Here is a 25,034-nt window from a genome sequence, read left to right on the forward strand (position 1 = left end):
CCAGCATGAAAAAGCGCCAGCGCCCCGAACTCGATCCTGTCCAGTTGCGTGAGATCGCCGAACTGACGGTGGCGGCGCTGCCGAAAGTGAAGCCGCCGGCCGACGGCGCCGGCAGCGATGAGCTCAAGCGCTGGCATGAGCTCCAGGTCAGCCAGATTGAGCTGGATATGCAGAACCTGGCGCTGGCCGAGCTGCAGATCGAGCGCGACCAGGCCGAGGAGGGCCGCGACAGCTACGCCGCGCTGTACGACCAGGCGCCGGCCGGCTACTTGTCGCTCGATGCCGACGGCCGCATCACGCGCGCCAACCAGGCCGCCGCCGTGCTGCTGGCGCGCCCGCAGGGCGATTTGCCGGGCCGGCGCTTCGAGCAGTTCGTGGCGCCGCAATCGCAGGCGCTGTTGCGCGGCTTCCTGCTCGACCTGATCGACAGCGGCGGGCGCGGCGTGCTGGAGGCGCCGCTGTTCGATTCGTACACGCGCGGCGCCATGCGCGGACTGCGCCAGGTCCGCATCGAAGCCAATATGGATGCGGCGGGGCGCTCCTGCCGCATGATCCTGACCGACATCGGCACCGAGGATGTGCGCGAGGATGCGCGGCGGCGCGCCTTTCAGGTACTCGACAGCATCAACGAGGCGGTGCTGGTGTGCGACGCCGGGCAGAACATCGTGTTCGTCAATCCCGCCTTCACCATGCTGACCGGCTACGCGGTGGAGGAGGCGCTGGGCCGCAATCCGCGCTTCCTGGGCCGCCCCGGCGCCCACCCGGTCGGCTATCACGCGGAGGCGCTGCGCTGCCTGCGCAGCTACGGCAAATGGCAGGGCGAGGTGTACAACCGGCGACGCGACGGCACGCCGTATGTGGCCTCGATGTCGCTGACGGTGGTGCGCGATGATGATGGTTCGATCAGCCATTTCATCGGCGTGTTCTCCGACGTCACGGCGCGCCAGCAGGCCGAGGCGGCGTTGCTGAAACTGTCGCGCGAGCTCGATGCGCGGGTGGCGGCGCGCACCGCCGAACTGACCGAGGCCAATCGCCAGCTGATGCTGGAAGTGGTGGAGCGCAAACGCACCGAGGCGGCACTGCACGAATCGCGCGAGCAGTTGCGCAAGCTGGCCGAGCACATGGAGATGGTCAAGGAAAACGAACGTACCCGCATCGCGCGTGACATCCACGACGAGCTGGGACAAAACCTGATGGCGCTGCGCATCGATATCTCCATGCTCAGCGCCCGCACCAGCGAGCGCCACGCGCGCCTGCACCAGCGGGTCGACGCGGTGCTGGAGAACGTCGACACCACCATCAGCAGCGTGCGCGGGATCATGAACGAGCTGCGGCCGGCGGTGCTGGACCTGGGCTTGCAGGCGGCGCTGGAATGGCAGGTGGGCGAGTTCCGCAAGCGCAGCGGCCTGGCCTGCGCGCTGACGCTGCCGGACGACGCGGTGTTTGCCGCGATCGCGCCGGAGATGGAGATTGTGCTGTTCCGCAGTTTGCAGGAGGCGCTGAGCAATGTGCGGCGCCATGCGGGCGCCAGCCGGGTCGAGGTGCTGCTGGCGCGGCGCGACGGCCGCCTGGTGTTCAGCGTCAGCGACAACGGCGTCGGTATCGCGCCGCATCACCGCGACAAGAGCGACTCCTTCGGTTTGCTAGGCATGGCGCAGCGCGTGGAATCGCTGGGCGGCCGGCTCGATATCGGCCAGTACGCGCCGGGGCGCGGCTGCACGCTGACGATGGACTTTGTGCTGCCTGTTTAAAGTTTGGAGCTTATGCGTATGGGTGTTGAATATAGACATTTTATGGTGGTGGACGACGCAGACTGGCGTCCCCAAAGCGACACAGCGGCCAGAGTCGAAGCGGTATTGCGCGACTGGTCGCTCATAGACGGGGCAGGGCACACGATAGACTTCTCGGTGTCTCAAGAAAAGCGGGGTGGCAGTTCGAACAGTGCGGCTTCGCCGGGCCCGGGAGTCGCCGTTGTCTATCCTGGCGCAACCGGAGCAGCGATAGAGGTTGTCGCGGGGCCTTCTTTGTTTGCCGATATGGCATCGGATGACCGTTACCTGATGAGAGCGACGTTGGTCATTGGAGACGACTTCCGGGTGCAATGGAGTTCGGACAGCGTCTATTTCGAGCTTGTGTCGCCACCTCTGGCCAATGGTGTGCCGATTGAAGGGGAGGATGTGGATTTTAATGACAGCCTGTTTGCAGCGTCCTTCCCGTCCGAGGGCGCAAGCTCGCCTCCGGTCGTAGTTGCACACATAGAGGATCGCGCCAAGTCGAGTGTCGCATGGGACTCCTGCCTTGGTTTCTGGCGAGGTGCGCTCCTGCTGACCTTTGGCAAGGACCTCCCTGCGTTTAGCGAAAAGGTGCAAGCTCTTCCCTCCCGCGAATTTGTCGCCGCGATCAGTGCGGCGCTGCGCGGAAGGCTGGTCGAAATTGGAGAGTTTTACTAACCGTTTCCGCGTTGGCGAGGACGGCGGGTTTATTCGATGTGCCCTCAAATCCGAGCGGGCTTGGAATATGTTATCTTGTCAAATTGGCAGCCCTGATTACTGTGGAGAGATAACAATGTCGGTAGCGAAATCGTGTACGGAATGTGGCAATCACGAGCATTTCTCGAAGGAAGTCGCTCCCGGTGAGCTACTCCCGATAGGCGGTCTGCATGGCGCTAAATACCGGGTCGTTGTCTGCGGAGCTTGTGGATTTACTCGATGGTTCGTCGCCGAGCGATTTCTGCCGCTTGTAAAAGAAAAATTTGAAGCATTGCAATGAGTATTCTGCCGTTTCAGCCGCCTTCGGTACGGGAACCGACCCCGAGTTTCGTCGATATTTTATTACCTTGTTTTGATCGGCCCAACAGGAATGACACTGCAATTTTTAAATCACTCTATCCCTGACATCATTTTCACTTTGTACTTGCTGGTGTATTTTCCTGTCGATAGCATTTGGCGCAGTTTATCCACGACGCCGCCCAAGCCAAAACTGCCCAATTTACAGAGCTACTGGCGGCAGGGGTGTTTTGTTCTGGTACTCCTCGCTGCGTTTATGCTGGTGAAGTGGTCGGGAAATTACTCTGCCAATCAGCTTGGCTTGGATATTCCGCTGTCGCCTGGCGGGACTTGGGGGCTGGTGATCGTTACCGTTCTCATTGCGGTGATGCATGTTCTGGGCAAGCGGGCGGAATCCAAAATGACTCCGGAAGATCGCCTCAAGCAAGAGGACAAACTACGAGAGTTGCAGATTTCAATGCCACAGACGCGCATTGAAATCGCGGCGTACTTCGTGACCATGGTCGGCATGACCGCGACTTGGGAACTGTTATTCCGGGGCTATTTGCTGCTTGTGCTCACGCCCCTCACCGGATTGCCGCTCGCAATCGCACTGGCCGCTATGTCTTATGGGGCCGGACACGGTTTTAAGAACTTCAAGCAATTCTTTGCCTCTATCGTTGTAGCCTTTGCGTTCACAATTGGATATGCGTTGACAGGTAGTTTGTGGTGGCTGATGGTGCTGCACGCAGCTGTGCCGATAACGATGTTCTATAGCGCGCGTAAGTTGGGGCCCTCCGAACAAAAGCATTTTCAGCTTTCCCCATAAGGAATATACTGCCGCCAGAACTCAAACTGGGGTGTATATCTTGTTAAAATATCTAGTACTTCCGGTGGCCCTGATGGGCGCCGCTGCGGCCCAGGCCGACGAAGGTCAATGGCAGCCGTACCAGCTGCCACAGCTGAAATCCGAATTGAAGCGCATCGGCATCACCATCCCGGCAGAGAAATTGTCCGATCTGTCCAAGCATCCGATGAGCGCCATCGTTTCGCTGGGCGGCTGCTCGGCGTCGTTCGTGTCGGACGCCGGCCTGGTGGTGACCAATCACCATTGCGCATATGGCGCGATCCAGCGCAACGCCACCCCTGAACACAATTACATCGTCGACGGCTACCTGGCCAAGACCCGCGCCGAAGAGCTGCCGGGCGGCCCGAACACGCTGGTCTATGTGACCGACAAGGTCGAAAACGTCACCGACCGCGTGCTCAAGGGCGTGAGCGACACCATGAGCGGCAAGCAGCGCCACGAGGCCGTGGAAAAATCGATCAAGGCGCTGATCGCCGAATGCGAGAGCGACAAGTTCTATCGCTGCTCGGTGCCGGCCTTCCACCGCGGCCTGGAGTACTACCGCATCCGCCAGATGATGATACGCGACGTGCGGCTGGTGTACGCGCCGGCCGACATGATCGGTAACTTCGGCGGCGACATCGACAACTACGAATGGCCACGCCAGGGCGGCGACTACTCCTTCCTGCGCGCCTACGTGGGCAAGGACGGCCGCCCGGCCGATCCGTCGCCGGACAACGTGCCTTACCACTCCAAGGACTTCCTGGTGGTCTCCGCCGCCGGCCTGAAAAACGGCGACCCGGTGCTGCTGGCCGGCTATCCTGGCCGCACCAGCCGCTACAAGCTGCCGTCGGAAATCCGCGCCGCGCGCGACTCCGCCTATCCGGCCAAGGTGGCCGAGATCCAGGCCGACCTGGACGTGATCGCCGCCGCCACCAAGGGCAATGCCGCCGCCGCCGTGCGTTACGCCAGCGTCGACAAGGGCATGAACAACGTGATGAAGAAAACCCAGGGCCTGCTGGACGGCTTTGCGCGCAAGGACATTGCCGCCATCAAGGACGCGCAGGATGCGCAGTTCCGCGCCTGGTACGCCAAGCAGCCGGGCGTATCGAAAACCCTGCTGGCCGAACTGGATGCGGTGATCGCCGCCGACCTGGCGCTGAGCGACGAGGAATTCGGCTACAGCGTCGCCACCACCGGCGATCTGCTGAAGAGCGCGAACACCCTGTACCGCCTGGCGCGCGAAAGCGCCAAGCCGGACGCGGAACGCGAAACCGGTTACCAGGAGCGCGACCTGACCTTCATCAAGGCCCGCCTGAACCGCCTGGAGCAGTCGTATGTGGGGAGCGTCGACCAGGCGCGCCAGGTGGCCGCCTTGCAGCGCTACGCCAAGCTGCCGAAGTCCATGCACGTCCTCGGCATGGATGCGTTGCTGCCGGCCGTCGAGACGGTGCCGGCCCTGTATCTCAAGTCGTCGCTGGGCGATACCGCCAAGCGCCTGGCGTGGGTGGGCAAGGACGCCGCCGCGCTGGCCGCGTCGGACGACGCCTTCCTGCACCTGGCCGTCAAGCTGGACGGCGTGACGCAGTCGTTGATCGAACGCCGCAAGGAACTGGACGGCAACCTGGAACGCGTGATCCCGCAATACATGCAGGCCGTGATCGCATGGAAGAAGTCGCAGGGCAAGCCGGTCTATCCTGATGCGAATTCGACGCTGCGCGTGACCTACGGCACGGTGTCGCCTTACTCGCCGAAGGACGGCATCACCAAGGGCCCGTTCACCACGGTCGAGGGCATCGTCGAGAAGAACACCGGCAAGGACCCGTTCAACGCGCCGCAAAAGCTGCTCGATGCGATCAAGGCCAAGCGCTACGGCCAGTTCATGGATCCTGTGCTGGGCACGGTGCCGGTCGATTTCCTGACCAGCGCCGACACCACCGGCGGCAATTCCGGCTCGGCGGTGATGAACAAGAACGGCGAGTTGATCGGCCTGAATTTCGATTCGACCTACGAGTCCATCACCAAGGACTGGTACTTCGACACCGCCATCACCCGCGCCATCCACATGGATATCCGCTATATGCTGTGGGTGATGGCCGAAGTGGACCATGCTGATAACGTGCTCAAAGAGCTGACCATCAAGTATCCGGCCAAGAAAAAATAATGAACGAGCTATCGGTTCTATTGGGGTACCTGAACATGCCGTGGCACCTGGCAGGCGTGGCCACGTCCCCGCTGGAACTGGTGTCCTTCGTTTTGTCGGTGGCCACGGTGTGGCTGAACATCCGCCAGAGCCATTGGGGCTGGCTGTTCGCCATCATCTCGTCGGCCACCTACGGGCTGGTGTTCTTCGGATCGCGGCTGTATGGCGACATGGGGTTGCAACTGGTGTTCATCGCCGTGTCGTTCTTCGGCTGGTACCAGTGGCTGCACGGCGACGACAGTCACGAGCGGCTGCCCGTCTCCACGCTGGACGCGCGCGGCCGCTGGTGGGCCGCAGGCGGCTGGCTGGCCGGCTTCGCGCTGTTGGCCTGGTTCCTCAAAACCTATACCGATACCGACGTGCCCAACTCCGATGGTTTCCTGACCGCCGGCAGCCTGGTCGGGCAGCTGCTGCTGTCGCGTAAAAAGGTCGAGAACTGGCATGTGTGGATCATCGTCGACGTGCTGTACGTGGCGCTGTACCTGCACAAGCACCTGGTGCTGACGGCGGTGCTGTACGCGGTATTCGTAGGCATGGCGGTGATCGGCCTGCGTGCCTGGAGCCATGACACCACTGACGGCGGCAACGGCCGCATGGCGCTGGAATGAGCGCGCGCGCGCCGCTGCGGGTGGCGATACTGGGCACCACATCGTCCGGCAAATCGACGCTGGCGGCCGCGTTGGCCGAGCACTATCAAACGCTGTGGGTGCCGGAGTATCTGCGCGAGTTCGTCGACACCGAGGCCAGGATACCGGTGGCGGCGGACCAGTTCCACATCGCCGAGACGCAGCGCGACCGCGAGAATGCGGCCGCGCCGCGCGCCAACAAGTATCTTTTTTGCGACACCGCACCGCTGATGACAGTGGTCTACGGCCGCCATTATTTCGGCGGCATCGACGACCAGTTGGCCGCGCTGGCGGCCAGCCACCAGCAGGACTATGCCTGCACGCTGGTGATGGCGCCGGACATCCCCTGGGTGGCCGACGGCTTGCAGCGTGAATCCGAAGAAGTGAGCGTCATCATCAACCGCATGCTGCTGGACGAGCTGGCGGCGCGTGGGATACCCTATCTGCTGGTGTCGGGCGATCCCGGCGAGCGACTATCCCAAGTGGAGCGGCATCTACCATGAAGCAACGGCTGGCGGCGATATTGATGTGCGTGTCCCCGCTGGCGTTGGCCGATACCGGCTACTACCTGGTCTCCACCTACGACGTGGAAGGCCAGGCATCCATCGATTACAAATACTGGAACGCCCACTACAAGGGCTTTACCGTGGCGGCGCCGGAAATCGGCGTCGGCTACGGCGTCACGTCGCGCTGGTACAGCGAGGTGTACGCCAAATGGACCAAATTCAACGGCGGCGCAAGCCACTGGGTGGAGACGGCCTGGCAGAACGATTACCTGCTGACACAAGGTCAGTACGACTTCGACCTGGCGCTGCACACCAAAGTGGAAAAGGCGCGCGACAACGCCGGCGGCTACGCGCTTGAATGGGGCCCGGTGCTGCAAACGGAAATCGGCCGCACGCAGTTCAACGCCAACCTGTTCTTCCAGCGCGACTATGGCGTGGCGCCAGGCGGTGGCGAGCATCCGATGGAGCTGACCTACCAGCTGCAAGTCAAACATAACTGGAAGCCGTGGCTGCAGCCCGGCGTGCAGGCTTTCGGCGAAGTGGGGAAGTGGAACGACTGGCTGCCATACCGGCAGCAGTCGCACCGCGCCGGGCCGGCGGTGTTCGGGCACCGCGATATCGGCCGGCAGGAGATCAAGTACGAATTCGCTTACCTGATCGGCAGGAATTCGGCACGCGCAGCGAAGAGTTTTTCGATGCGCGTGCAGCTGGTCTTTTAGGTCTTTTACCCCACAAGGCCAATGGGGTCAGACCCCGTCCGGGGTCTGACCCCTATGCGGCGCGGCTGGCATATCGCTCAGGGATGCGGGGTTAAAAGTCCATCTGGGCCGACACGCGGAAGGTGCGCGAGGCGCCCGGCATCAGGTAACCGCCCAGTTCCGGCGTGACGTCGCGCCAGTAGAACTTGTCGAAGGCGTTGTCGATGCTGGCGCGCAGCGTGGTTTGGACGCCGCCGATGCGGGTGGCGTAGGCGCCGCCCAGGTTCATCACGTGGTAGCTCGGCACGAACACCTGGTTCGCCTTGTCGAACGCCTTCTTGCCCGAGTAGATCCAGTTCGCGCTGACCGACAGGCCGGCCACTTGCGGCACCGCGTAGTCGGCGTAGACGGTCGACTTGAAGGCCGGGACGTCGGCCACGCGCTTGCCGTCCAGTTCCGCCGAGCCGGTGTCGCGCTGCTGCGAGTTCAGCGCCATGGCCGATACGCCCACCGTCAGTTCACGCGAGGCGCGGCCGTTCAGCGCGATTTCCAGTCCGCGATGGCGGGCCTGGCCGTTGCGTACGAAGTAGTTCTGGGCGTCGGTGTATTCGAGGCCTTTGCGGATCTCGAACAGGGCCACGCTGGCGCTCAGGTCGGGATGGACGTCGGCCTTGACGCCCACTTCGGCCTGCTTCGATTTGCCCGGCGCCATTGCGCGGCCGGGGTTCTTGGTGCCGATCGGCGCGAGGCCGCCATGCTCCAGGCCCTGCGCATACGAGGTGTAGACCGAGACGTTGGGACGCAGGCTGTACACCAGCGCCACATTCGGCAGCCAGAAGCCGACGTCGGTGCGGGCGTCCGGCAGCAGAACGTCATTTTCGTCCTTGCCGACATATTCGACGCGCTTGACCTGCACATAGCGCGCGCCGGCGTGCAGCTTGAGCTGCTCGTTGATGCTCAGGATGTCCTGCGCGAACAAGGCGCGTTCGTTGTCGCTGCGGCGTTCGGAAACCGGGCCGCTGGTGCCGCCGTTCGGCGCCACCATGATCGGGTGATAGATGTTGCTGAACGCGTCGCCTTTCGGGCCGGCCTGGGTGTACAGGTAATCGCCCCATTTCTCGCTGTTCTTGAACAGCGATGCGCCGCCGGTGAACTCATGCTTGAGCGAGCCGGTGCTGAACTTGCCCTGCACCAGCGCCTGCACGGTCAGCGGCGATTTCTTCTCGCCCAGGCTGACGTAGTCGTAGACGTCGTAGTCGCCGTTGCCGCAGTAGCCGGGGTACAGGCCTTGCGCGCCGCAGCCGTAAGGGAAGGCGGTGTAGTCGTCACGCTTGAACTGGTGCTGGTTGGCGCTGACGGTGGTGCTCCAGTCGGGCGTGAACTTGTATTCGAAGCGGGCGCCGATATTGCTGCTGGTGGTCTCGACCGGACGACTCCACGGCTGGTTGTTGAGCATGGTGTCGGCCGGGATGTTCGGCAGCGTTGTGTTGTTCAGCAGCTGGAAGCCGGGCGCGGTCACTTGCGATTTCTTCTGGTAGTCGGCGTCCACTTGCAGCAGCGCCTGCGGCGAGATCTTCCAGTCGAAGGCGGCCGAGACGAACTTGCGGTTGCCGTCGGCGCCCTTGATGTAGGAACGCAGGCGCTCGGCGGCGGCGTTGAAGCGGTAGCCGAAGCGCTGGTCCTCGAAGCGGCCGCCCAGGTCGACGGCGCCGTACAGCGTGCCGCGTTCGCGTTCTTCCAGCACCACCGTGCGCACCGGCGTATCGGTCGGGCGTTTGGTGACGTAGTTGACGATGCCGCCCGGCGCCGAGACGCCCGATTGCAGGCCGGACAGGCCTTTCAGCACTTCCAGGCGCTCCTTGTTTTCCAGCGGAATCTGGGTGTCGGCCGAGATGGCCATGCCGTCCTTGCGGTAGCTGGAGGCGTTGTCCAGCTTGAAGCCGCGGATCGAGAACTGTTCCGAGTAACCGACCGCGTTGTAGGAATCGCCGATGCTGGCGTCGTAGCGGGCGGCGTCGGTGGTGGAGCGGATTTGCAGGTCCAGCATCTGCTGCGCGGTTAGCACGCTGACCGAGGCCGGGGTTTCCAGCAGCGGCGCGCTGGAGAAGCCGGCCACGCTGGCGCGGCTGGCCTGCGCCTTGGCGCCGGTGATCACCACTTCGGGCATGGCTTGCTCGGCGGCGGAGGAGGCAGCGACGGCGGCGCCAGGAAAAGCCTGTAACACCGCCAGGGCGATGACGGAAACTGCAAATTTTGGTGTGGACATATGGACTCTCTACGTGTTCGGCTGGGAGCCGCGAGGAGAGCCATCAAAGGAGGGGAGAACCACTTTGCGCTTTCCTTCGCTGGCATTATCCAGATCAGGTACGAAGGGTATCTCTCACCCGGAAGCAAAGCTCCAGGACCCCTAGCGAGGCGCTAGTGTAGCACATGCGGTGCCGTGCGCCGCGATCCGCGCCGCGCCGCTACACTTGCGTTTTGCGCCGCAGGGCGCCAACGAAGCAGACACAGCTTTTAACGGAGGCGCCATCATGTCAATACATTTTGGCGACACTCTGCTGCATCGTGCAAGTGAAAGGGCAGGAATGAGGCAGTCGTATCAAGAGGGAAGCTGGTTTGCCATACCGTTGCTGGATGGCGGCTATGGCTGGGGTCTGGTGGCGCGTTTGTCGCCGGGCAGCAAGATCATGCTGGCGTATCTGTTCGGTCCCAAGCTGCCGCGCTTGCCGTCGCTGGAGGAGCTCAATACGCTGCAACCGCAGGACGCCGTCAAGGTGCTGCGGGTGGGCGACATGGCGCTGGCCAGTGGCCATTGGCGCGTGCTGGGCGATATCGCCGACTGGAATCCGGCGATGTGGCCGATGCCGCAGTTCCTGCGCCGCGCCGACGCGCTCAAGCGCGCCTGGCGCGTGACGTATTCGGATGCGGACCCGAGCCGCTCGGAGCGCGAAGAGTCCGTGCCTTACGACACACAGGGCCTGGAGACGGATTCGCTGTACGGCTACGGCTCGACCGAGCTGCTGCTGACCCGGCTGCTGGAGCCGCAGGACCATCCGATCAACCGCGGCAGCGGTAGCGGCAGTAGCGGCAGCAGCGGCAGCGTCAGTCGCAGCTGACGTTCCAGGCCGCATACTCGCCGCGGTGCTTGCGCACGGCGACGCGGGCGATCGTGTCGCGGTCGCTCTCAAATACCAGACTGAACATGACGGGCGCGCCGGACGCTGGCGGCGCCGGTGCGATCGCGCGCAGCGTGAACGGCAGCGCGCGCTGGCGGATGCATTGCGAGTTGCCGGCGAACAGCAGGCGCGCGCGGCTCAGCAGTTCGGGATACTGGCGCAGCAGCGCCACCACGTCTTCCGGCGGCAGCGTCTGGTCCATCAACACCGTGTGCGGGGCGGCGGTGCAGATGGTCTTGGGCTGGGCCAGCCATACATGCCAGCTCGGCGGCTGGGCCGATTCGGTCCAGCGGCCATCCCTGGGCGCCTTGGCGTCGTAGACAAAACTCGAACGGATTTGCCGGCACAGGTCGACCGCCGAATGGCGCGGCGCCGAATCGACGCGGGCGATGACCTGCCACGGCTTGCCGCGCTGGCGCTGGATGTCGAAGTCCGGCGCGAACAGCGGCGGCACCGGACGCGCGCCCCGGGATTCGGCCAGCATCTTCTGGCGGAAATAGTCGTCGAAGGAGTTGCGTTCCTCGTCGCTGGGGGCGCGTTGTTCGATGGGCGGCGGCGCGGACGGTTTGGCCGGCTTGGCGGCCACGGCGGGGCCGGCGGCAGCCAGCAGCACTGCAAAATACATTGCCCGCATCAAGCCGCCTTCATCACGATCTGGATCAGCAGGCCGCCGCCGTCGCGGTTGCGCACGTGCAGCTCGGCGCCGTGGCGCAGCATCACGCGGTCGACGATGGCCAGGCCCAGGCCGGCGCCGTTGGCCTGGCCGCGCGCGCTGTCGAGCCGGGTGAAGGGCTTGAGCAGCTGCTCGATCTGGTCGGCCGGCACGCCGCTGCCGTGGTCCTGCACCTCGACGATCACGCGGCGCGAGGTGTGCATGCCCTTCATGCTGCACTTGATGTCGATCTCGGTCAGCTCGCTGCCGGGCGTCTTGCCGTAGCGGCGGGCGTTCTCGATCAGGTTGTTGATGACGCGCTTGATGTCGGTGGCGTTGCCCATCACGTGGGCGTTGGCGACGATGTCGGTGCTGATGCGCACGTCCGGCAGGCGGCCGGCTTCATGCGCGGTCTCCTCTAGCAGTTCGCTGAGGTCGACGTTGATGAAGCTCGACACCTCGGTCGGCTTGGCGTAGTCGAGGAACTGGCCGATGATGTCGTCCATCTGGCCGATGTCGGACTGGATGCCTTCGCGCGCCTCGTTCGACAGGTTGGCCATCTCCACCTCCAGCTGCATGCGCGCCAGCGGCGTGCGCAGGTCGTGCGAGATGCCGGCCAGGATCACGGCGCGGTCCGACTCCACCTGCTGCAGCTGCACCACCATCTGGTTGAAGCTGCGGTTCGCTTCCATGATCTCCATCGGGCCTTTTTCTGGCAGCGGGTCGGGACGCTTGCCCTGCGCGAAGGCGCGCGTGGCTTGCGTCAGGCGCCGCAGCGGCAGGTTGATCAGGCTGGAGATGAAGGCCGCGCCCAGCAGCGACACCACCGACACCACGCTGGCCCAGCCCAGCCACTGGATGCCGGTCAGGCCGCGGATGCGTTCGCGTTCCAGCATCAGCCAGTAGGCGTCGTCGTCGATCTTGAAGCTGACCCAGAAGCCGGCCACGCCGTTGACGCGCGCCGAGAAGCGGGTATCCTCGCCCAGCTTGGCCTTGACCAGCTTCTGGATGTCGGGCATCAGCGCGTTGTCGGGCGGCGGATCGACCTTGTCGTCGTCCTCCAGCGTGAACACGCGGATGCCTTCGTTGGACACCAGGTCGAACAGCAGCTCGCGCCGCAGTTCGGGCGCCGAGTGGGTGAGGGCGGCGTGGGTGATGGTGACCACCGAGATCACCTGCGAGGAGATCTGCTGCACCTGCGGCTCGTGCTGCACCGCGCTGATCATGCCGACCCAGGCGGTCATGCTGGTGGTGGTCAGAGCGCCCAGCAGGAAAAAGGTGCGCCAGAACAGGCCGCTTTTCAGGCTGGCGGCCCTGAACGTAAACGGAAACTTCGACGGAAACTTCGATGGAAACTTCATGCGCACGCCCGCGCCTTAGCGCGGCTGCCCCTCCGGAATGAACACATAGCCCAGGCCCCAGACGGTCTGGATGTACAGCGGGCTCGACGGATCGGGCTCGATCAGCTTGCGCAGGCGCGAGATCTGCACGTCCAGGCTGCGGTCGAACACTTCGTATTCGCGGCCGCGCGCCAGTTCCATCAGCTTCTCGCGCGACAGCGGCTGGCGCGCGTGGCGGGCGAATACTTTTAGTACCGAAAATTCGCCGGTGGTCAGCGGCACGGTCTCGCCGGCCTTCTTCAGCGTGCGGGTCCCCAGGTCCAGTACGAACTGGCCGAACTCGAACGACTGCGGGGTTTCCGACGGCGCGCCGGGGATCTCGTCCGGGCCGCGGCGGCGCAGCACGGCGCCGATGCGGGCCACCAGCTCGCGCGGGTTGAACGGCTTCGGCAGGTAGTCGTCGGCGCCCATTTCCAGGCCGACGATGCGGTCCACGTCTTCGCCCTTGGCGGTCAGCATGATGATCGGCGTCTGGTCGCCGGCGCCGCGCAGGCGGCGGCAGATCGACAGGCCGTCTTCGCCCGGCAGCATCAGGTCCAGCACCAGCAGGTCGTAGCGTTCGCGCAGCCACAGCTTGTTCATGGCCGTCGCGCTTTCGGCGGTGAAGACGTTGAAGCCTTGCTCGGTCAGGTAGCGGCGCAGCAGGTCGCGCAGCCGCACGTCGTCGTCCACTACCATGATCTTGGCCTGATGGCCATGCTGGTTGGCGGAAGTGTTGCCGGATTCAGTCGTTGTGCTAGTCATTTGCCTGCCAGATTTGTCATATTCATGTTGCTATGGTAACGTCATATTCGCATTGCGAAAACGTCTGTGACAACCCATTACAAAGTGTTACAAACTTTACCCAATTCGTCTTACCCCCTCAGGTAAAGCATCATACACTCTGGGCATGGATTCAGCTTTTTAGGAACGTCATGGGCATCGATCACAAAAAAAACTACGCGGCAGCAGGCGCAAATTTTTGCGTGCGATCCCTCTTGGGCGTTCTGTTGCTGAGTGGCGCCGCGATGGCGCACGACGGCTCGTCTGAGCGCGACGCGCCGCGCCGCGAAGAGCCACGCACCCTGCCTGCGCGCGATGCGCAGCCGGTGCGCCAGGCCGATCCGCGCCAGCTCGATCCGCGCAGCTATGAGGCCCGCGCCGAAGAGCAGCGCCGCGCCATGCAGGAAGCCGGCCGCAACGCCGAAATGAATCGTCGTGCCGGCCGTCTGACGCCGGACGAGCGCCGCGACCTGCGCCGCCAGATCAACGAAGTCGGCCAGGATATCTACGCCAACCCACCCCGTCACTAAGAAGTCGTCTCAAAAAGACCGCGGCGTCGTTGCGGTCCCTCGCCGTGCATTCGCACTGGTTTCGGGACCGCGCCTGGCCGCGCTCATTTTGAAACAACTTCCCAGGAAGTATGGCTTTGTTATTGATTCAACATTGATCTGTAGCAATAAGTTCACAGTTGTGTCGCGCACGCTACGAAAATCGCTTTCTTTTCCTTATTCCAAGTGTAATATTCGTTAATTACACGCAATGCCCTTTGGCCGCGTGTCGTTCGGAGGAAGATGGTGGTTCAAGAGCTTGCCCCTGCCGTGCAAGGCCAGGAGTCCCACGCTCCGGGGAGCGGCTTGCCTGTCGGCTTGCTCAAGCGCCCGGACGGCATCTATATCGACCTGTCGCTGTCGCCGCTGACGCTGACCGCCGCCATCAACGAAGTCTTCCATTCTCACTGCTATTTCGCCGGCCTGAATTATCCCTTGCTGGTCAAGGCGCTGTACGGCGTCGGCCCCGATGCCGGCGTGCCGGGCCCGGCGCGGCTGGCGGCCGAGTTGCGCGTGATGGAGCCGGAGCGCATCGCGCTGTACAAGAATCCGAAGATGGGGCGCGGCTACGCCGAATACTATTTCGAGACGTTGTACCTGGATGCGATGACGCTGCCCGACGGCACCGAGATCCCTGAACGGCCGACGCGGCTGGACGTCGACGAGTTCGTGACCGAGATGTGGAACAAGGGCATCCTGTTCGGCATCGAGGTGGCGGCCGTGGCGGCGGCCATCGCGTCCACCAAGGCCGACCGCATCACCGTGGCCACCGAGCTCGAGCCCGAGCCGGGCCAGGACGCGACGGTGGTCGAAGTGTCGTCCGACCTGCACCGCAGCGACGCGCCCAAGACCAAGGCCGACGGCCGCATCGACCTGGGCAGCTTCCAGAACCGCTTCCCGCAGATCAAGGCCAATGTGCGGCTGCTGAAAAAGCTGCCCGCCGTGCCGGGGCAGCCGGGCTTCGACCTGGCCGGCCGCATGACGCCGGCCGAGACGCCCAAAGACCTGACGCTGCGCTTCTTCGCCGGCGACGGCACCGATGTCGTGGTGGTGGACAACGACGAGTACCTGGTGTCGACCCGCGAAGGCTTCCTGAATGTCGATTCCAAGTCCAACCGCATTTCCATCACCGATAAAATCGTCAGCAAGGACGGCGTCAGCGGCCGCACCACCGGCAACCTGGAGCTGGCCGGCGCCTACGAGGAATTCGGCGACGTGCAGGAGCAGCGCGACGTCACCGGCGGCGACATCACGGTGCACGGCAACGTCTACGGCAATATCCATTCGCGCGGCGGCACCGTGGTGCTGGACCAGAACCTGGTCAGCGGCAGCGTCGCCAACGTGGCCGGCAACATCACTATCACCGGGGTCGCTTCCGGCTCGGTGATCTCCACCCGCAGCGGCGCGATCCACATCGGCCGGGCCGAGAACTGCGTCATCTCTGGCACCATCGTGACCTTGGGCGAGGCCTCCAACTGCGAGATCATCGCCGAGGAAATCCGCATCGAAGTGGCCGAGGGCTGCGCGGTGGCCGGCCGCAACGTCGAAATCGAAAACGCCGGACCGCGCCGCCGCACCGAGATGGTCATCTATGTGCTGGTGAAGGATGTCAGCCAGTTCGACCAGGAGATCGCCGACCTGGAGCTGCGGGTGGCGGGCTTCGAGGCGGCCAACCTGGCGGCGCGCGAAGAGGCCGAGCGCATCGCCGCGGTGCCGGACGTGCGGCGCTACCTGGCGCTGGCCGAAAAACTGCGGGTGCAGGAACTGCAACTGACCGCCGACCAGGGCCAGCTCCTGCGCAAGATCGCCGGCGCGGTGGCGACCGAGTTGCAGGCCATCGCCAAGCTGCGCACCGATCTGCAGGCAGGCCAGACGCAGCAAAAGCTGTTGCAGGATAAGCTGGTCCGCGTGTTGGAACAAAAGGCGGAAGCGGCGGGCATCGCGCGCTGCGGCCTGCACCTGGTCAGCGGCGACACGATGGTGCGCACCATGCCGTTCCAGGCCGATGTCGCGGCGCTGATCCAGCTGCCCGCCAAGGATATCAAGCAGCGCCTGCGCGGCACGCCGAGCGGCGGCGAGGTGCTGTTCAGCGACAGCGCCGGTTCGCTGGACTGGCACCTCAACGCCCGGCAGCGGCCTGTGGCTGGGTAGCCCAGGTGCGCGCACAATGCCTGCGGTTCATGCTAATCTAGATTCAACATTACAAAGTGAAGAAGCGCTGCCTGGCCGGGCGGCGTTTCGACGTACATTTTCCTGGGGATTACTGTGTCAGATGACGCGACGGCGCTGGATTTAAACGCGGAGAGCGAGCTGCCCGCAGCGATCGTCAAGCGCGCGGACGGCGTCTTTTTCGCCGCCGACGCCTCGGCCGTTTCCTGCCTGGCCGCGGTCAGCCAGGTGTTCCTTGGTAGCGCCTATTTCGCCAAGCTCGATTACGCGGTCTTCATCAAGCTGCTGTACAACTGCGGCCCGGACCTGCCGGCCAATGTGACCAGCAAGCCGCCGATACGCTTTGCCGACTCCATCGAGCCGTTCCACCCGCCGCGCCGGGCCTTGTACAAGTCCGTCAAGATCATCAACGGCGAGGCCGAATACTATTTCGAGCCGGTGTTCTTCGAGGTGCCGGACATGCCGCCGCAACCGGCGCGCCTGAATTTCGACGAATTCGTTTCCGACATGTGGGTCAAGGGCATACGCTTCGGCATCGACGCGCCGGCCGTGCGCGACGTGATCTCCAGCGGGCGGCTGGCGCGCATCATCGTCGCCCGCCGGCTCAACGCCACGGCGGGACGCGACGCCAGCATCGTGGAGGTGTCGCAGGAAATCCATCGCAGCAACGCGCCGCGCGAAAGGTCGGACGGCAAGCTCGATTTGCAGGCCTTCCAGAACCGCTTCCCGCAGGTCAAGCCCAACGTCAAACTGCTGCGCAAGGTGCCGCGCACGGCGGGCGTACGGGGCTATGAACTGTCGGGCATCGTGCTGGAGCCGCCGGTCCCGCGCGACATCGAATTGAGCAGCGTGGCCGGCGAGGGCACGGTCATCGAGAACCTGCGCGACGGCGAGTTCCTGGTGTCGGCGGTGGAGGGTTTCCTCAGCGTGGACCCGGCCAGCAAGCGCCTGTCGATCGGCCCCAAGATCATCAGCCGCGAAGGCGTCAGCGCGCGCACCACCGGCAATTTACAGCTGACCGGCGAGTACGAGGAATTCGGCGACGTGCAGGAACAGCGTTCGGTCGAAGGCGGCAACATCACCATCCACGGCGACGTGTTCGGCATCATCACCTCGCGCGGCGGCGATATTGTCCTGAGCCGCAACCTGATGGGCGGCACCATCACCAACGCCGACGGCGGCATACGGGTGCAGGGCGTGGCCTCCGGCTCGGTGCTGCAGACCAAGCGCGGCGAGGTGACGCTGGCGCGCGCGGAGAGCTGCATCATCTCCGGCACGCGGGTGGTGATCGGCGAGGCGAGCAACTGCGAAATCATGGCCGAGGAAGTGGTGATCAAGGTGGCCGAGGGCTGCGCCATCGCCGCGCGCAAGATCGAGATCGCCAACGCCGGGCCGCGCAAGCAGAACGAGATGCTGCTCTACACGCTGGTGCCGGACACCTCCAAGTTCGACAAGAAGATCGCCGAGTTGCAGCCCCGGGTGCAGCACGCCGCGCACGAGGCCAATATGCGCAAGGTGGAGATCGACACCATCACCGGCCAGACCGAGGTGCGCAACTACCTGACGCTGGCCACCCGCGTGCGCAAGCGCGAGGTGATGCTGACGCCGGAGCAGGAACCGCTGTTCCACCGGATGGCGGCGGCGGTGGGGCCGTCGTTGAAGGCGGTGGCGAAGATTTCGCTGGCGATGAAGGCGGCGCAGGTGCAGCAGGAGCAGGCGCAGGAAGAGGTCAACCAGGTGCAGCGGCAGAAGAGCGCCGTGATGCGCGGCTCGCGCTGCATGGTCGAGACCTTGACCGGCGACGTGCTGCTGCGGACCATGACCTTCGTGCCGGACGGGCCGCCGGCGCATGACCGGCCGGCCAAGGAGGTCAAGGCCAAGGTGCGCACCACGGCGGCCGGCATGACCACCATCTACTCCGGCAGCGCCGGGCCGATCGCCTGGGCGCCGGAAACGGATTAAATCACAAGCTGATTTTGCCGCGCAGTTGCTTGCGTTCGCCGTCCTTGGTCTTGCCGTCCAGGCGCTTGCGCTGCGAGCTGCGGGTGGGCCTGGTCGGACGGCGCACGGTGGGCAGCACGGCCACGCTGTCGACCAGTTCCTGCAGGCGGCGCAAGGCTTCCTCCTTGTTGGCCTCCTGGCTGCGCGACTGCTGCGCCTTCAACACCACCACGCCATCCTTGGTGATGCGCTGGTCGCGCATGGACAGCAGGCGTTCCTTGATATGCTCCGGCAGCGACGAGCCGACGATGTCGAAGCGCAGGTGCACCGCGCTGGATACCTTGTTGACGTTCTGGCCGCCCGGGCCCTGGGCGCGGATGGCGTTGAACTCCACTTCGTTCACATCGATCACGGCGCAAACCTCACCGGCTGCGCCACCGACCACGACTCGCCTTCGGTGTCGTGCGGGCGGCGGCTGACGATGTCGCGGAACAGCGGATGCCGCAGCGCTTCCTCGGTGCGCAGCACCGGCGAGACGCAGCAGTCGGCGGCGGCGAAGGCTTCGGTCCACTGCGCCAGCGTGCGGGTGGCGAACAGCGCGTCCAGTTCGGCCTTGAGCGCCATCGCATCCTCGCCGCCGACCTGCTGGCCGAGCTGCCAGTGGCGCGGCTTCAGGTCCGGCCGTTGCAGCACATCGCAGCAGCCCTGCCAGAACTTGAGCTCCAGTGCGCCGACCGCCATGTAGCGGCCGTCCGCCGTGCGGTAGACGTTGTAGCAGGGGACGCCGCCGGTCAGCAGGTCGCGGCCCGGCGCGGCGGGGGCGCCGTTGTTAACCGCCACCAGCGGCATGATGTTATGCGCCATCACGGCGGCCGTCATCGAGACGTCGACGAAACGGCCGGTGCCGCCCATCTTGACCGCCACCAGCGCCGCCAGGATGCCTTGCAGCGCCGATTGCGCGCCGCCCAGCAGGTCGCCCACCTGCAGGTTGGGCAGCGCGGGCACGCCGTCGGCGCCGGCGTTCTGGTCCAGCATGCCGGCGTAGCCGATGTAGTTGATGTCGTGCCCGGCCAGCTGCGCAAAGGGGCCGTGCTGGCCGTAGCCGGAGATCGCGCACATCACCAGCTTGGGGTTGCGCTGGCGGAGTGTCTGCCAGCCCAGGTCCAGCTTGTCCATCACGCCGGGGCGGAAGCTTTCGACCAGCACGTCGGCCGTCTCCACCATCGCCAGCAGCTGCTCGCGGTGCGCGGCGTCCTTCAGGTTCAGCCGCATCATCCGTTTGCCGCGGTTGACGGCGACGAAGAACTGCGACACTTCGTTGCGCACCGGTCCCATGACGCGCGCGTAGTCGCCGGGACCGGGGTCTTCGATCTTGATCACTTCCGCGCCCATGTCCGCCAGATGCATGGTGGCGACGGGGCCGGGCAGCAATCGCGTCAGGTCCAGCACGCGGATGCCGCTGAGGGGGAGCTGTGTATTCATGAAGGCATTGTAGCAAACCAGCCACTGCGAGCCCGGCGAATGTTGACGCCGCTCAACGACCACCGGGAAGGGCAAAGGTAGGATGGCACATGCCTGTTACCGCACGTTCCGGACGAAAGGATCATCATGCCTTCATTGACAACGCAAACCACCAGCGCAGACACCACCGCCGCGCCGGGCCAATATCTGGTGTTCCGGCTGGGTGGCCTGGACTACGCGCTGGACTTCAGCAAGGTGCAGGAGCTGCGGCCCTTGAAGGCGCTGGAGCGGTTTTCATCGGAGGGCGAGATCGTGGCCGGGGTGGCGGTGTCGCGCGGCGTGATCATGCCGATCGTCGACATGCGCATCGCCTTCGGCCCACGGCCGCCGGAGCACGATCCGTTGACGGACGTGATCATCCTCAAGCTGTCGAGCTGCGTGATGGGGATGGTGGTGGATGGGGTGACGGATATCGTCCAGCTGACGCTGGGGCAGATCCAGCCGATTCCCGGCGCCAGCGCGGTGGAGTACCTGGTCGGTATCGGCGAAGCGGACGGCCGCCGGCTGATCGTGGTCGACATCGATAAGCTGATGTCGATCCAAAAAATACAGGTCGGCGCCCGCCAGGCAGCTTAGGCTTAGGCCAGCGCTTCCAGCTGTTCCTGCAGTTCCAGCCACTCAGCTTCGAGCTGGCCGAGGTCCTTGGTGAAGAAGGTCTGATCGGCCAGCAGCTGTTTCAGCTTGGCCTTGTTGGCGGCGTCGTAGATCGACGATTCGCCCAGGGCTGCATCCACATCGGCTTTCTGTGCGCTGCGCTTGGAGATCTGGTCGTCCAGGCGCTTGATCTTCTGCTCCAGCGGCTTGCGCAGCGCGGCCAGGCGCTGGCGGTCTTCGGCCTGCTGGCGCTTCTGGTCCTTGCTGACTGCAGCCGGCGCGGCGGCGGTCGGCGGCGCGACCGGCGAGGTCACAGGGAAGTCGGTCTTGTTGGCCTTGCCCGCAGCCGGCAGCACGTCGGTGCCCTTACCCAGCTTGGTCTTGAACAGCCAATCCTTGTAGTCGTCCAGGTCGCCGTCGAACGGCTGCAGCTTGCCGTCGGCGACGATGATGAATTCGTCGGTGGTGGCGCGCAGCAGGTGGCGATCGTGGGAGACCACCACCAGCGTGCCTTCGAACTGCGCCAGCGCTTCGGTCAGCGCCTCGCGGGTTTCCAGGTCCAGGTGATTGGTCGGTTCATCGAGCAGCAGCAGGTTGGGGCGTTGCCAGACGATCAGGGCCAGCGCCAGGCGGGCTTTTTCGCCGCCGGAGAACGGCGCGATCGAGCTGGTGACCATGGTGCCCGGGAAGTTGAAGCCGCCCAGGAAGTTGCGCAGCTCCTGTTCGCGCACGGTCGGCGCGATCTTGGCCAGGTGCCACAGCGGCGATTCGTCGTGGCGCAGCATCTCCACCTGGTGCTGGGCGAAGTAGCCGATGTTGAGGCCCTTGCCCATGGTGGCGTCGCCGGTCAGCGGCGACAGTTCGCCGGCGATGGTCTTGATCAGCGTCGATTTACCGGCGCCGTTCACGCCCAGCAGGCCGATACGCTGACCGATCTGCAGCGAGAACTTGATCTTGTTGACGATGGTCTTGTGGGTGATCTCGCCGGTTTCTTCGTTCTCGATCTTGTAGCCGGCGTCGACGTCTTCCATCACCAGCAGCGGATTCGGAGCGCTGAGCGGCTCGCGGAATTCGAACGAGAATTCGGCGGCGGCGCGCAGCGGCGCCAGTTCTTCCATCTTGGCCAGCGCCTTCATGCGGCTCTGCGCCTGGCGGGCCTTGGAGGCCTGCGCCTTGAAGCGGTTGACGAACGATTCCAGGTGGGCGCGCTTGCGCTGCTGCTTTTCCAGCGCGCCGGCGGCCAGGATCATCTGCGCCGCGCGCTGACGTTCGAAGGACGAGTAGTTGCCCGAGTAGCGTTTCAGCTTGCGCTCGTCGATGTGCACCACCACGTTGACCACTTCGTCGAGGAAGTCGCGATCGTGGGAGATGATCAGCAGGGTGCCGGCGTAGCGTTTGAGCCAGTCTTCCAGCCAGATGATCGCGTCCAGATCCAAGTGGTTGGTCGGTTCATCGAGCAGCAGCAGGTCGGAAGGGCACATCAGCGCCTGCGCCAGGTTCAGGCGCATGCGCCAGCCGCCGGAGAAGCTGGCCACCGGCTGCTGCATCTGGTCGATCGAGAAGCCAAGGCCCAGCAGCAGCTGTTCGCCGCGCGACTGCACGGTGTAGGCGTCGGCGTCGGCCAGCGCGCTGTAGATCTCGCCGATGGCGATGCCGTTCTCGGATGTTTCAGGCTCCGATTCCAGCCGCGCCAGTTCCGCTTCCAGCTTGCGCAGGGTGACGTCGCCGTCGATGGCGTAGTCGAGCGCCGCGCGGTCCAGCGGCGGGGTTTCCTGCGCCACGTAAGCGACGCGCCATTTGGCCGGGAAGTCGATCTCGCCCTGGTCCGGGTGCAGCTCGCCGCGCATCATCGCGAACAGGCTGGATTTGCCGGCGCCGTTGGCGCCGATCAGGCCAATCTTGTCGCCGGGGTTGAGGGTGACATCGACCTGTTCCAGCAGCGGCTTAATACCGCGCATCAGGCTTACTTGAATAAAGCGAATCATCTTGGTCTTTGATAGTTAGCCGGTCATTCCCGCGCAGGCGGGAATCCATACTCAGCATGGGTCCCCGCTTGCGCGAGGACGACGCGCGGCGGTTGTTACAGCTTCAGCTGGTCTGCGGTCAGCAGGAATACCATGTCGTCGCCGTTGCTGGTGGTGAGCCAGGTCAGGCCCAGTTCACCGAAGGCCGCTTCGGCGAATTCGCGCTCGTTGCCGATTTCGACGATCAGGATGCCGTCGTCGGTCAGGCGCTCGGCGGCGCCGGCGACGATCTTGCGCACCAGGTCCATGCCGTCCTTGCCGCCGTCCAGCGCCAGTTCAGGCTCGGCGCGGTATTCCATCGGCAGCTTGCTCATCGACGACGAGTTCACGTACGGCGGGTTGGTGATGATCAGGTCATACTTCTTGTCCGGCACATTGGCGTACAGGTCGGACTGGATCAGCGTCAAGCGGTCTTCCAGCTTGTAGGTGGCGACGTTTTTCTTCGCCACTTCCAGCGCGTCGGCCGAGATGTCGACCGCGTCCACGTGCGCATCCGGGAAGGCGTCTGCCAGCATGATCGCCAGGCAGCCGGAGCCCGTGCACAGTTCCAGCACGTTGCTGACATTTTCAGGTTCGTTGACCCACGGCGCGAAGTACTGCGGGATCAATTCCGCGATGAAGGAGCGCGGCACGATGGTGCGCTCGTCCACGTAGAAGCTGTAAGTACCCAGCCACGCCTCGTTGGTGATGTAGGCGGCCGGCACGCGTTCGTTGGTGCGGCGGTCGATGACGGCCATGACGGACGCGATTTCCTCCGGCAGCAGCTTGGCGTCCAGGAACGGGTCCAGGTGGTCCAGCGGCAGCTTGAGCGTGTGCAGGATCAGGTAGGCCGCTTCATCGAAGGCTTCGACACTGCCGTGGCCGAAGAACAGCTTGGCGGTGTTGAAGCGGGTGACGGCGTAGCGCAACAGGTCGCGCGGCGTGGTGAAAGGAGTCGTGTTCATGGCTATCTCGGTAAAACGGTAATCGGTTTGCGCACGCCGCGCCGCCTGTCTGCCGGCTATCAGGCCAGCAGGTTTTCCAGTGTACGGCGATAGATATTCTTCAGCGGATCGACAAAACGCAGCTCGATATGCTCGTCGATCTTGTGGATACTTGCGTTGGGAGGCCCGAATTCTATCACCTGAGGGCAGATCTGAGCGATAAAGCGTCCATCCGAGGTGCCGCCGGTGGTCGACAATTCGGTGGTGACGCCGGTTTCCGACTTGATCGCGGCCGACAGCGCATCGCTCAAGGTGCCGCGCGGCGTCAGGAACGGCAGGCCGCTGAGCGCCCATTTCAGGTCGTAGTGCAGGTTATGCTTGTCCAGGATGGCGTGCACGCGGCGCTTGAGCTCCTCGTGGGTGCTGGCGGTCGAGAAGCGGAAGTTGAAGTCGATGACCATCTCGCCGGGGATGACGTTGTTGGCGCCCGTGCCGCCGTTAATGTTGGACATCTGCCAGGAGGTCGGCAGGTAGTACTCGTTGCCTTCGTCCCAACGTTCCGCCACCAGCTCGGCCAGTGCGGGCGCGGCCAGGTGGATCGGGTTCTTGGCCAGCTGCGGGTAGGCGATGTGACCCTGCACGCCCTTGATCGTCAGCTTGCCGGACAGCGAGCCGCGGCGGCCGTTCTTGATCATGTCGCCCAGGGTTTCGTCGGAAGTCGGCTCGCCGACGATGCAGTAGTCCAGCGTTTCGCCGCGTTCCTTCAGCATATTGCAGACGATGACGGTGCCGTCGATGGCCGGACCTTCCTCGTCGCTGGTGATCAGGAAGGCGATCGAGCCCTTATGGTCGGCGTGGGCGGCGACGAACTCCTCGCAGGCCACCACGAAGGCGGCGATCGAGGTTTTCATGTCGGCCGCGCCGCGGCCATACAGCTTGCCGTCGCGGTGGGTCGGGTTGAAGGGCTCCGAGCGCCATTGCTCGACCGGGCCGGTCGGCACCACGTCGGTATGGCCGGCGAACACCAGCAGCGGCGCGGTGGTGCCGCGGCGCGCCCACAGATTGGTCACGCCGTTCGATTCGATCACTTCGCAGGCGAAGCCCAGCGGCGACAGCAAATCGATCAGGTGCTGCTGGCAGCCTTTATCGTCCGGGGTAACAGAGGAGAGGGCGATCAGTTTTTCGGTCAGCGCCAGGGTCTTGGATGGGGTCATTTTTATTTGTCGAAGATTTGTTTGTACTGGGCGTCGGAGAAGGAAACGGCGAAGGTGCCGTCCTTGTCCAGCACCGGGCGCTTGATCACGGACGGATTTTCCAGCATCAGGGCGATGGCGCTTTCGTCGTCGACGATGGCGGCCTTGCGCTCGTCGGGCAGCGCGCGCCAGGTCGTGCCTTTTTTATTGACCAGCACATCCCGGGACAGGTGTTTGAGCCAGCCGGCGACGATTTCGCGGCTCAGGCCCTGCTTTTTAAAGTCGTGGAAGACAAAATCCTGCTGCTGGTCGGCCAGCCAGACGCGGGCTTTTTTGACGGTATCGCAGTTCGGGATGCCGTAGAGGGTCGTTTTCATGTGCTTGGACGCGGAGACTAGTGTTTTGAACGGAGGGCGACAGAATACCATGGCTGGCCCGCAGGGTGGCAACGCCGCCACGACGCCCCAGCTTTCGCCCCACATCCTC

The 25,034-nt window shown here is 64.2% G+C and carries 22 protein-coding genes and 1 riboswitch; of the genes, 12 read left to right on the plus strand and 10 right to left on the minus strand.

Annotation, left to right across the window (positions count from 1 at the left end):
* Positions 1–5 precede the first annotated feature (5 nt).
* From RUGAMON1_RS01210 to RUGAMON1_RS01240, 7 genes are all read left to right on the plus strand, one after another.
* On the plus strand, positions 6–1,751 hold the full coding sequence (locus RUGAMON1_RS01210; protein WP_445228784.1) for a sensor histidine kinase: 1,746 nt from the start codon (positions 6–8) through the stop codon (positions 1,749–1,751).
* Between the two features lie 18 nt (positions 1,752–1,769).
* Complete coding sequence (locus RUGAMON1_RS01215; RefSeq protein ID WP_445228785.1) at positions 1,770–2,450, plus strand: hypothetical protein; 681 nt, start codon at positions 1,770–1,772, stop codon at positions 2,448–2,450.
* A gap of 409 nt (positions 2,451–2,859) precedes the next feature.
* Positions 2,860–3,594, plus strand: a complete 735-nt coding sequence (locus RUGAMON1_RS01220; protein WP_445228786.1) for a CPBP family intramembrane glutamic endopeptidase — start codon at positions 2,860–2,862, stop codon at positions 3,592–3,594.
* Positions 3,595–3,634: 40 nt separating this feature from the next.
* A complete protein-coding gene (locus tag RUGAMON1_RS01225) occupies positions 3,635–5,776 on the plus strand; it encodes a S46 family peptidase (protein WP_445228787.1) in 2,142 nt (713 codons plus the stop codon).
* Entirely contained in the window at positions 5,776–6,423 is a 648-nt protein-coding gene (gene pnuC, locus RUGAMON1_RS01230; protein WP_445228788.1) for a nicotinamide riboside transporter PnuC, read from the plus strand. The genes RUGAMON1_RS01225 and pnuC overlap by 1 nt, the downstream gene beginning before the upstream one ends.
* Positions 6,420–6,944, plus strand: coding sequence for an AAA family ATPase (locus RUGAMON1_RS01235; protein ID WP_445228789.1), 525 nt, complete (start codon positions 6,420–6,422; stop codon positions 6,942–6,944). Before pnuC ends, RUGAMON1_RS01235 begins: the two co-directional genes overlap by 4 nt.
* Positions 6,941–7,666, plus strand: coding sequence for a hypothetical protein (locus RUGAMON1_RS01240; protein ID WP_445228790.1), 726 nt, complete (start codon positions 6,941–6,943; stop codon positions 7,664–7,666). The genes RUGAMON1_RS01235 and RUGAMON1_RS01240 overlap by 4 nt, the downstream gene beginning before the upstream one ends.
* Before the next feature lie 91 nt (positions 7,667–7,757).
* Here RUGAMON1_RS01240 and RUGAMON1_RS01245 read toward each other — a convergent pair whose 3' ends face one another.
* On the minus strand, positions 7,758–9,911 hold the full coding sequence (locus RUGAMON1_RS01245; protein ID WP_445228791.1) for a TonB-dependent siderophore receptor: 2,154 nt from the start codon (positions 9,909–9,911) through the stop codon (positions 7,758–7,760).
* 54 nt (positions 9,912–9,965) lie between these two features.
* Positions 9,966–10,064, minus strand: a riboswitch (TPP riboswitch).
* A 166-nt stretch (positions 10,065–10,230) separates the two neighbouring features.
* Between RUGAMON1_RS01245 and RUGAMON1_RS01250 the strand changes: the two genes are divergently transcribed.
* Positions 10,231–10,761: an Imm26 family immunity protein gene (locus RUGAMON1_RS01250; protein WP_445228792.1), complete on the plus strand. Its 531-nt coding sequence runs from the start codon at positions 10,231–10,233 to the stop codon at positions 10,759–10,761.
* On the opposite strand, the gene RUGAMON1_RS01255 is transcribed toward RUGAMON1_RS01250, so the two are convergent.
* Genes RUGAMON1_RS01255 through ompR form a run of 3 tightly spaced genes read right to left on the minus strand, consistent with a single transcriptional unit; the run spans position 10,748 to position 13,617 of the window.
* Positions 10,748–11,455 carry a hypothetical protein gene (locus tag RUGAMON1_RS01255; protein ID WP_445228793.1) on the minus strand — a complete coding sequence of 236 codons (708 nt, stop codon included), beginning with the start codon at positions 11,453–11,455 and terminating at the stop codon, positions 10,748–10,750. The two genes, RUGAMON1_RS01250 and RUGAMON1_RS01255, sit on opposite strands and share 14 nt — an antisense overlap.
* A complete protein-coding gene (locus RUGAMON1_RS01260) occupies positions 11,455–12,834 on the minus strand; it encodes a sensor histidine kinase family protein (RefSeq protein WP_445228794.1) in 1,380 nt (459 codons plus the stop codon). Before RUGAMON1_RS01260 ends, RUGAMON1_RS01255 begins: the two co-directional genes overlap by 1 nt.
* 15 nt (positions 12,835–12,849) lie before the next feature.
* Positions 12,850–13,617 (minus strand): osmolarity response regulator transcription factor OmpR, encoded by a 768-nt coding sequence (ompR, locus tag RUGAMON1_RS01265; RefSeq protein ID WP_020702208.1) that lies wholly within the window; start codon positions 13,615–13,617, stop codon positions 12,850–12,852.
* A 245-nt stretch (positions 13,618–13,862) separates the two neighbouring features.
* Between ompR and RUGAMON1_RS01270 the strand changes: the two genes are divergently transcribed.
* The 3 genes from RUGAMON1_RS01270 (at position 13,863) to RUGAMON1_RS01280 (ending at position 18,314) form a co-directional block, all read left to right on the plus strand.
* Positions 13,863–14,165, plus strand: a complete 303-nt coding sequence (locus tag RUGAMON1_RS01270) for a hypothetical protein (RefSeq protein WP_445229242.1) — start codon at positions 13,863–13,865, stop codon at positions 14,163–14,165.
* Positions 14,166–14,489: 324 nt separating this feature from the next.
* Positions 14,490–16,334 carry a flagellar assembly protein A gene (locus RUGAMON1_RS01275; RefSeq protein ID WP_445228795.1) on the plus strand — a complete coding sequence of 615 codons (1,845 nt, stop codon included), beginning with the start codon at positions 14,490–14,492 and terminating at the stop codon, positions 16,332–16,334.
* Between the two features lie 114 nt (positions 16,335–16,448).
* Complete coding sequence (locus tag RUGAMON1_RS01280; protein WP_445228796.1) at positions 16,449–18,314, plus strand: flagellar assembly protein A; 1,866 nt, start codon at positions 16,449–16,451, stop codon at positions 18,312–18,314.
* A 1-nt stretch (position 18,315) separates the two neighbouring features.
* Here RUGAMON1_RS01280 and arfB read toward each other — a convergent pair whose 3' ends face one another.
* Positions 18,316–18,705 (minus strand): alternative ribosome rescue aminoacyl-tRNA hydrolase ArfB, encoded by a 390-nt coding sequence (arfB, locus tag RUGAMON1_RS01285; RefSeq protein ID WP_445228797.1) that lies wholly within the window; start codon positions 18,703–18,705, stop codon positions 18,316–18,318.
* Positions 18,702–19,775 carry a CaiB/BaiF CoA transferase family protein gene (locus RUGAMON1_RS01290; RefSeq protein WP_445228798.1) on the minus strand — a complete coding sequence of 358 codons (1,074 nt, stop codon included), beginning with the start codon at positions 19,773–19,775 and terminating at the stop codon, positions 18,702–18,704. Before RUGAMON1_RS01290 ends, arfB begins: the two co-directional genes overlap by 4 nt.
* A 126-nt stretch (positions 19,776–19,901) precedes the next feature.
* On the opposite strand from RUGAMON1_RS01290, the gene RUGAMON1_RS01295 reads away from it, so the two are divergent.
* The gene (locus tag RUGAMON1_RS01295; protein ID WP_445228799.1) at positions 19,902–20,390 is read left to right on the plus strand and encodes a chemotaxis protein CheW; all 489 of its coding nucleotides are present in this window, start codon (positions 19,902–19,904) and stop codon (positions 20,388–20,390) included.
* Between the two features lie 2 nt (positions 20,391–20,392).
* On the opposite strand, the gene RUGAMON1_RS01300 is transcribed toward RUGAMON1_RS01295, so the two are convergent.
* From RUGAMON1_RS01300 to RUGAMON1_RS01315, 4 genes are all read right to left on the minus strand, one after another.
* Positions 20,393–22,366: an ATP-binding cassette domain-containing protein gene (locus RUGAMON1_RS01300; RefSeq protein ID WP_445228800.1), complete on the minus strand. Its 1,974-nt coding sequence runs from the start codon at positions 22,364–22,366 to the stop codon at positions 20,393–20,395.
* A gap of 122 nt (positions 22,367–22,488) precedes the next feature.
* Positions 22,489–23,376: a 50S ribosomal protein L3 N(5)-glutamine methyltransferase gene (gene prmB, locus RUGAMON1_RS01305; protein WP_445228801.1), complete on the minus strand. Its 888-nt coding sequence runs from the start codon at positions 23,374–23,376 to the stop codon at positions 22,489–22,491.
* A 59-nt stretch (positions 23,377–23,435) separates the two neighbouring features.
* Positions 23,436–24,569, minus strand: coding sequence for a succinyl-diaminopimelate desuccinylase (dapE, locus tag RUGAMON1_RS01310; RefSeq protein ID WP_445228802.1), 1,134 nt, complete (start codon positions 24,567–24,569; stop codon positions 23,436–23,438).
* A 2-nt stretch (positions 24,570–24,571) separates the two neighbouring features.
* The gene (locus RUGAMON1_RS01315; protein WP_445228803.1) at positions 24,572–24,925 is read right to left on the minus strand and encodes an ArsC family reductase; all 354 of its coding nucleotides are present in this window, start codon (positions 24,923–24,925) and stop codon (positions 24,572–24,574) included.
* Positions 24,926–25,034: the final 109 nt, after the last annotated feature.

It is taken from the genome of Duganella rhizosphaerae, from assembly GCF_040364205.1.
GTDB lineage: Bacteria > Pseudomonadota > Gammaproteobacteria > Burkholderiales > Burkholderiaceae_D > Rugamonas > Rugamonas rhizosphaerae.

Coding starts and splice junctions, on each gene's coding strand:
- RUGAMON1_RS01210 (WP_445228784.1), top strand. CDS start 6: ATGAAAAAGCGCCAGCGCCCCGAACTCGATCCTGTCCAGTTGCGTGAG.
- RUGAMON1_RS01215 (WP_445228785.1), top strand. CDS start 1,770: ATGGGTGTTGAATATAGACATTTTATGGTGGTGGACGACGCAGACTGG.
- RUGAMON1_RS01220 (WP_445228786.1), top strand. CDS start 2,860: ATGACACTGCAATTTTTAAATCACTCTATCCCTGACATCATTTTCACT.
- pnuC (WP_445228788.1), top strand. CDS start 5,776: ATGAACGAGCTATCGGTTCTATTGGGGTACCTGAACATGCCGTGGCAC.
- RUGAMON1_RS01235 (WP_445228789.1), top strand. CDS start 6,420: ATGAGCGCGCGCGCGCCGCTGCGGGTGGCGATACTGGGCACCACATCG.
- RUGAMON1_RS01240 (WP_445228790.1), top strand. CDS start 6,941: ATGAAGCAACGGCTGGCGGCGATATTGATGTGCGTGTCCCCGCTGGCG.
- RUGAMON1_RS01245 (WP_445228791.1), bottom strand. CDS start 9,911: ATGTCCACACCAAAATTTGCAGTTTCCGTCATCGCCCTGGCGGTGTTA.
- RUGAMON1_RS01250 (WP_445228792.1), top strand. CDS start 10,231: ATGAGGCAGTCGTATCAAGAGGGAAGCTGGTTTGCCATACCGTTGCTG.
- RUGAMON1_RS01255 (WP_445228793.1), bottom strand. CDS start 11,455: ATGCGGGCAATGTATTTTGCAGTGCTGCTGGCTGCCGCCGGCCCCGCC.
- RUGAMON1_RS01260 (WP_445228794.1), bottom strand. CDS start 12,834: ATGAAGTTTCCATCGAAGTTTCCGTCGAAGTTTCCGTTTACGTTCAGG.
- ompR (WP_020702208.1), bottom strand. CDS start 13,617: ATGACTAGCACAACGACTGAATCCGGCAACACTTCCGCCAACCAGCAT.
- RUGAMON1_RS01290 (WP_445228798.1), bottom strand. CDS start 19,775: ATGAATACACAGCTCCCCCTCAGCGGCATCCGCGTGCTGGACCTGACG.
- RUGAMON1_RS01295 (WP_445228799.1), top strand. CDS start 19,902: ATGCCTTCATTGACAACGCAAACCACCAGCGCAGACACCACCGCCGCG.
- RUGAMON1_RS01300 (WP_445228800.1), bottom strand. CDS start 22,366: ATGCGCGGTATTAAGCCGCTGCTGGAACAGGTCGATGTCACCCTCAAC.
- prmB (WP_445228801.1), bottom strand. CDS start 23,376: ATGAACACGACTCCTTTCACCACGCCGCGCGACCTGTTGCGCTACGCC.
- dapE (WP_445228802.1), bottom strand. CDS start 24,569: ATGACCCCATCCAAGACCCTGGCGCTGACCGAAAAACTGATCGCCCTC.
- RUGAMON1_RS01315 (WP_445228803.1), bottom strand. CDS start 24,925: ATGAAAACGACCCTCTACGGCATCCCGAACTGCGATACCGTCAAAAAA.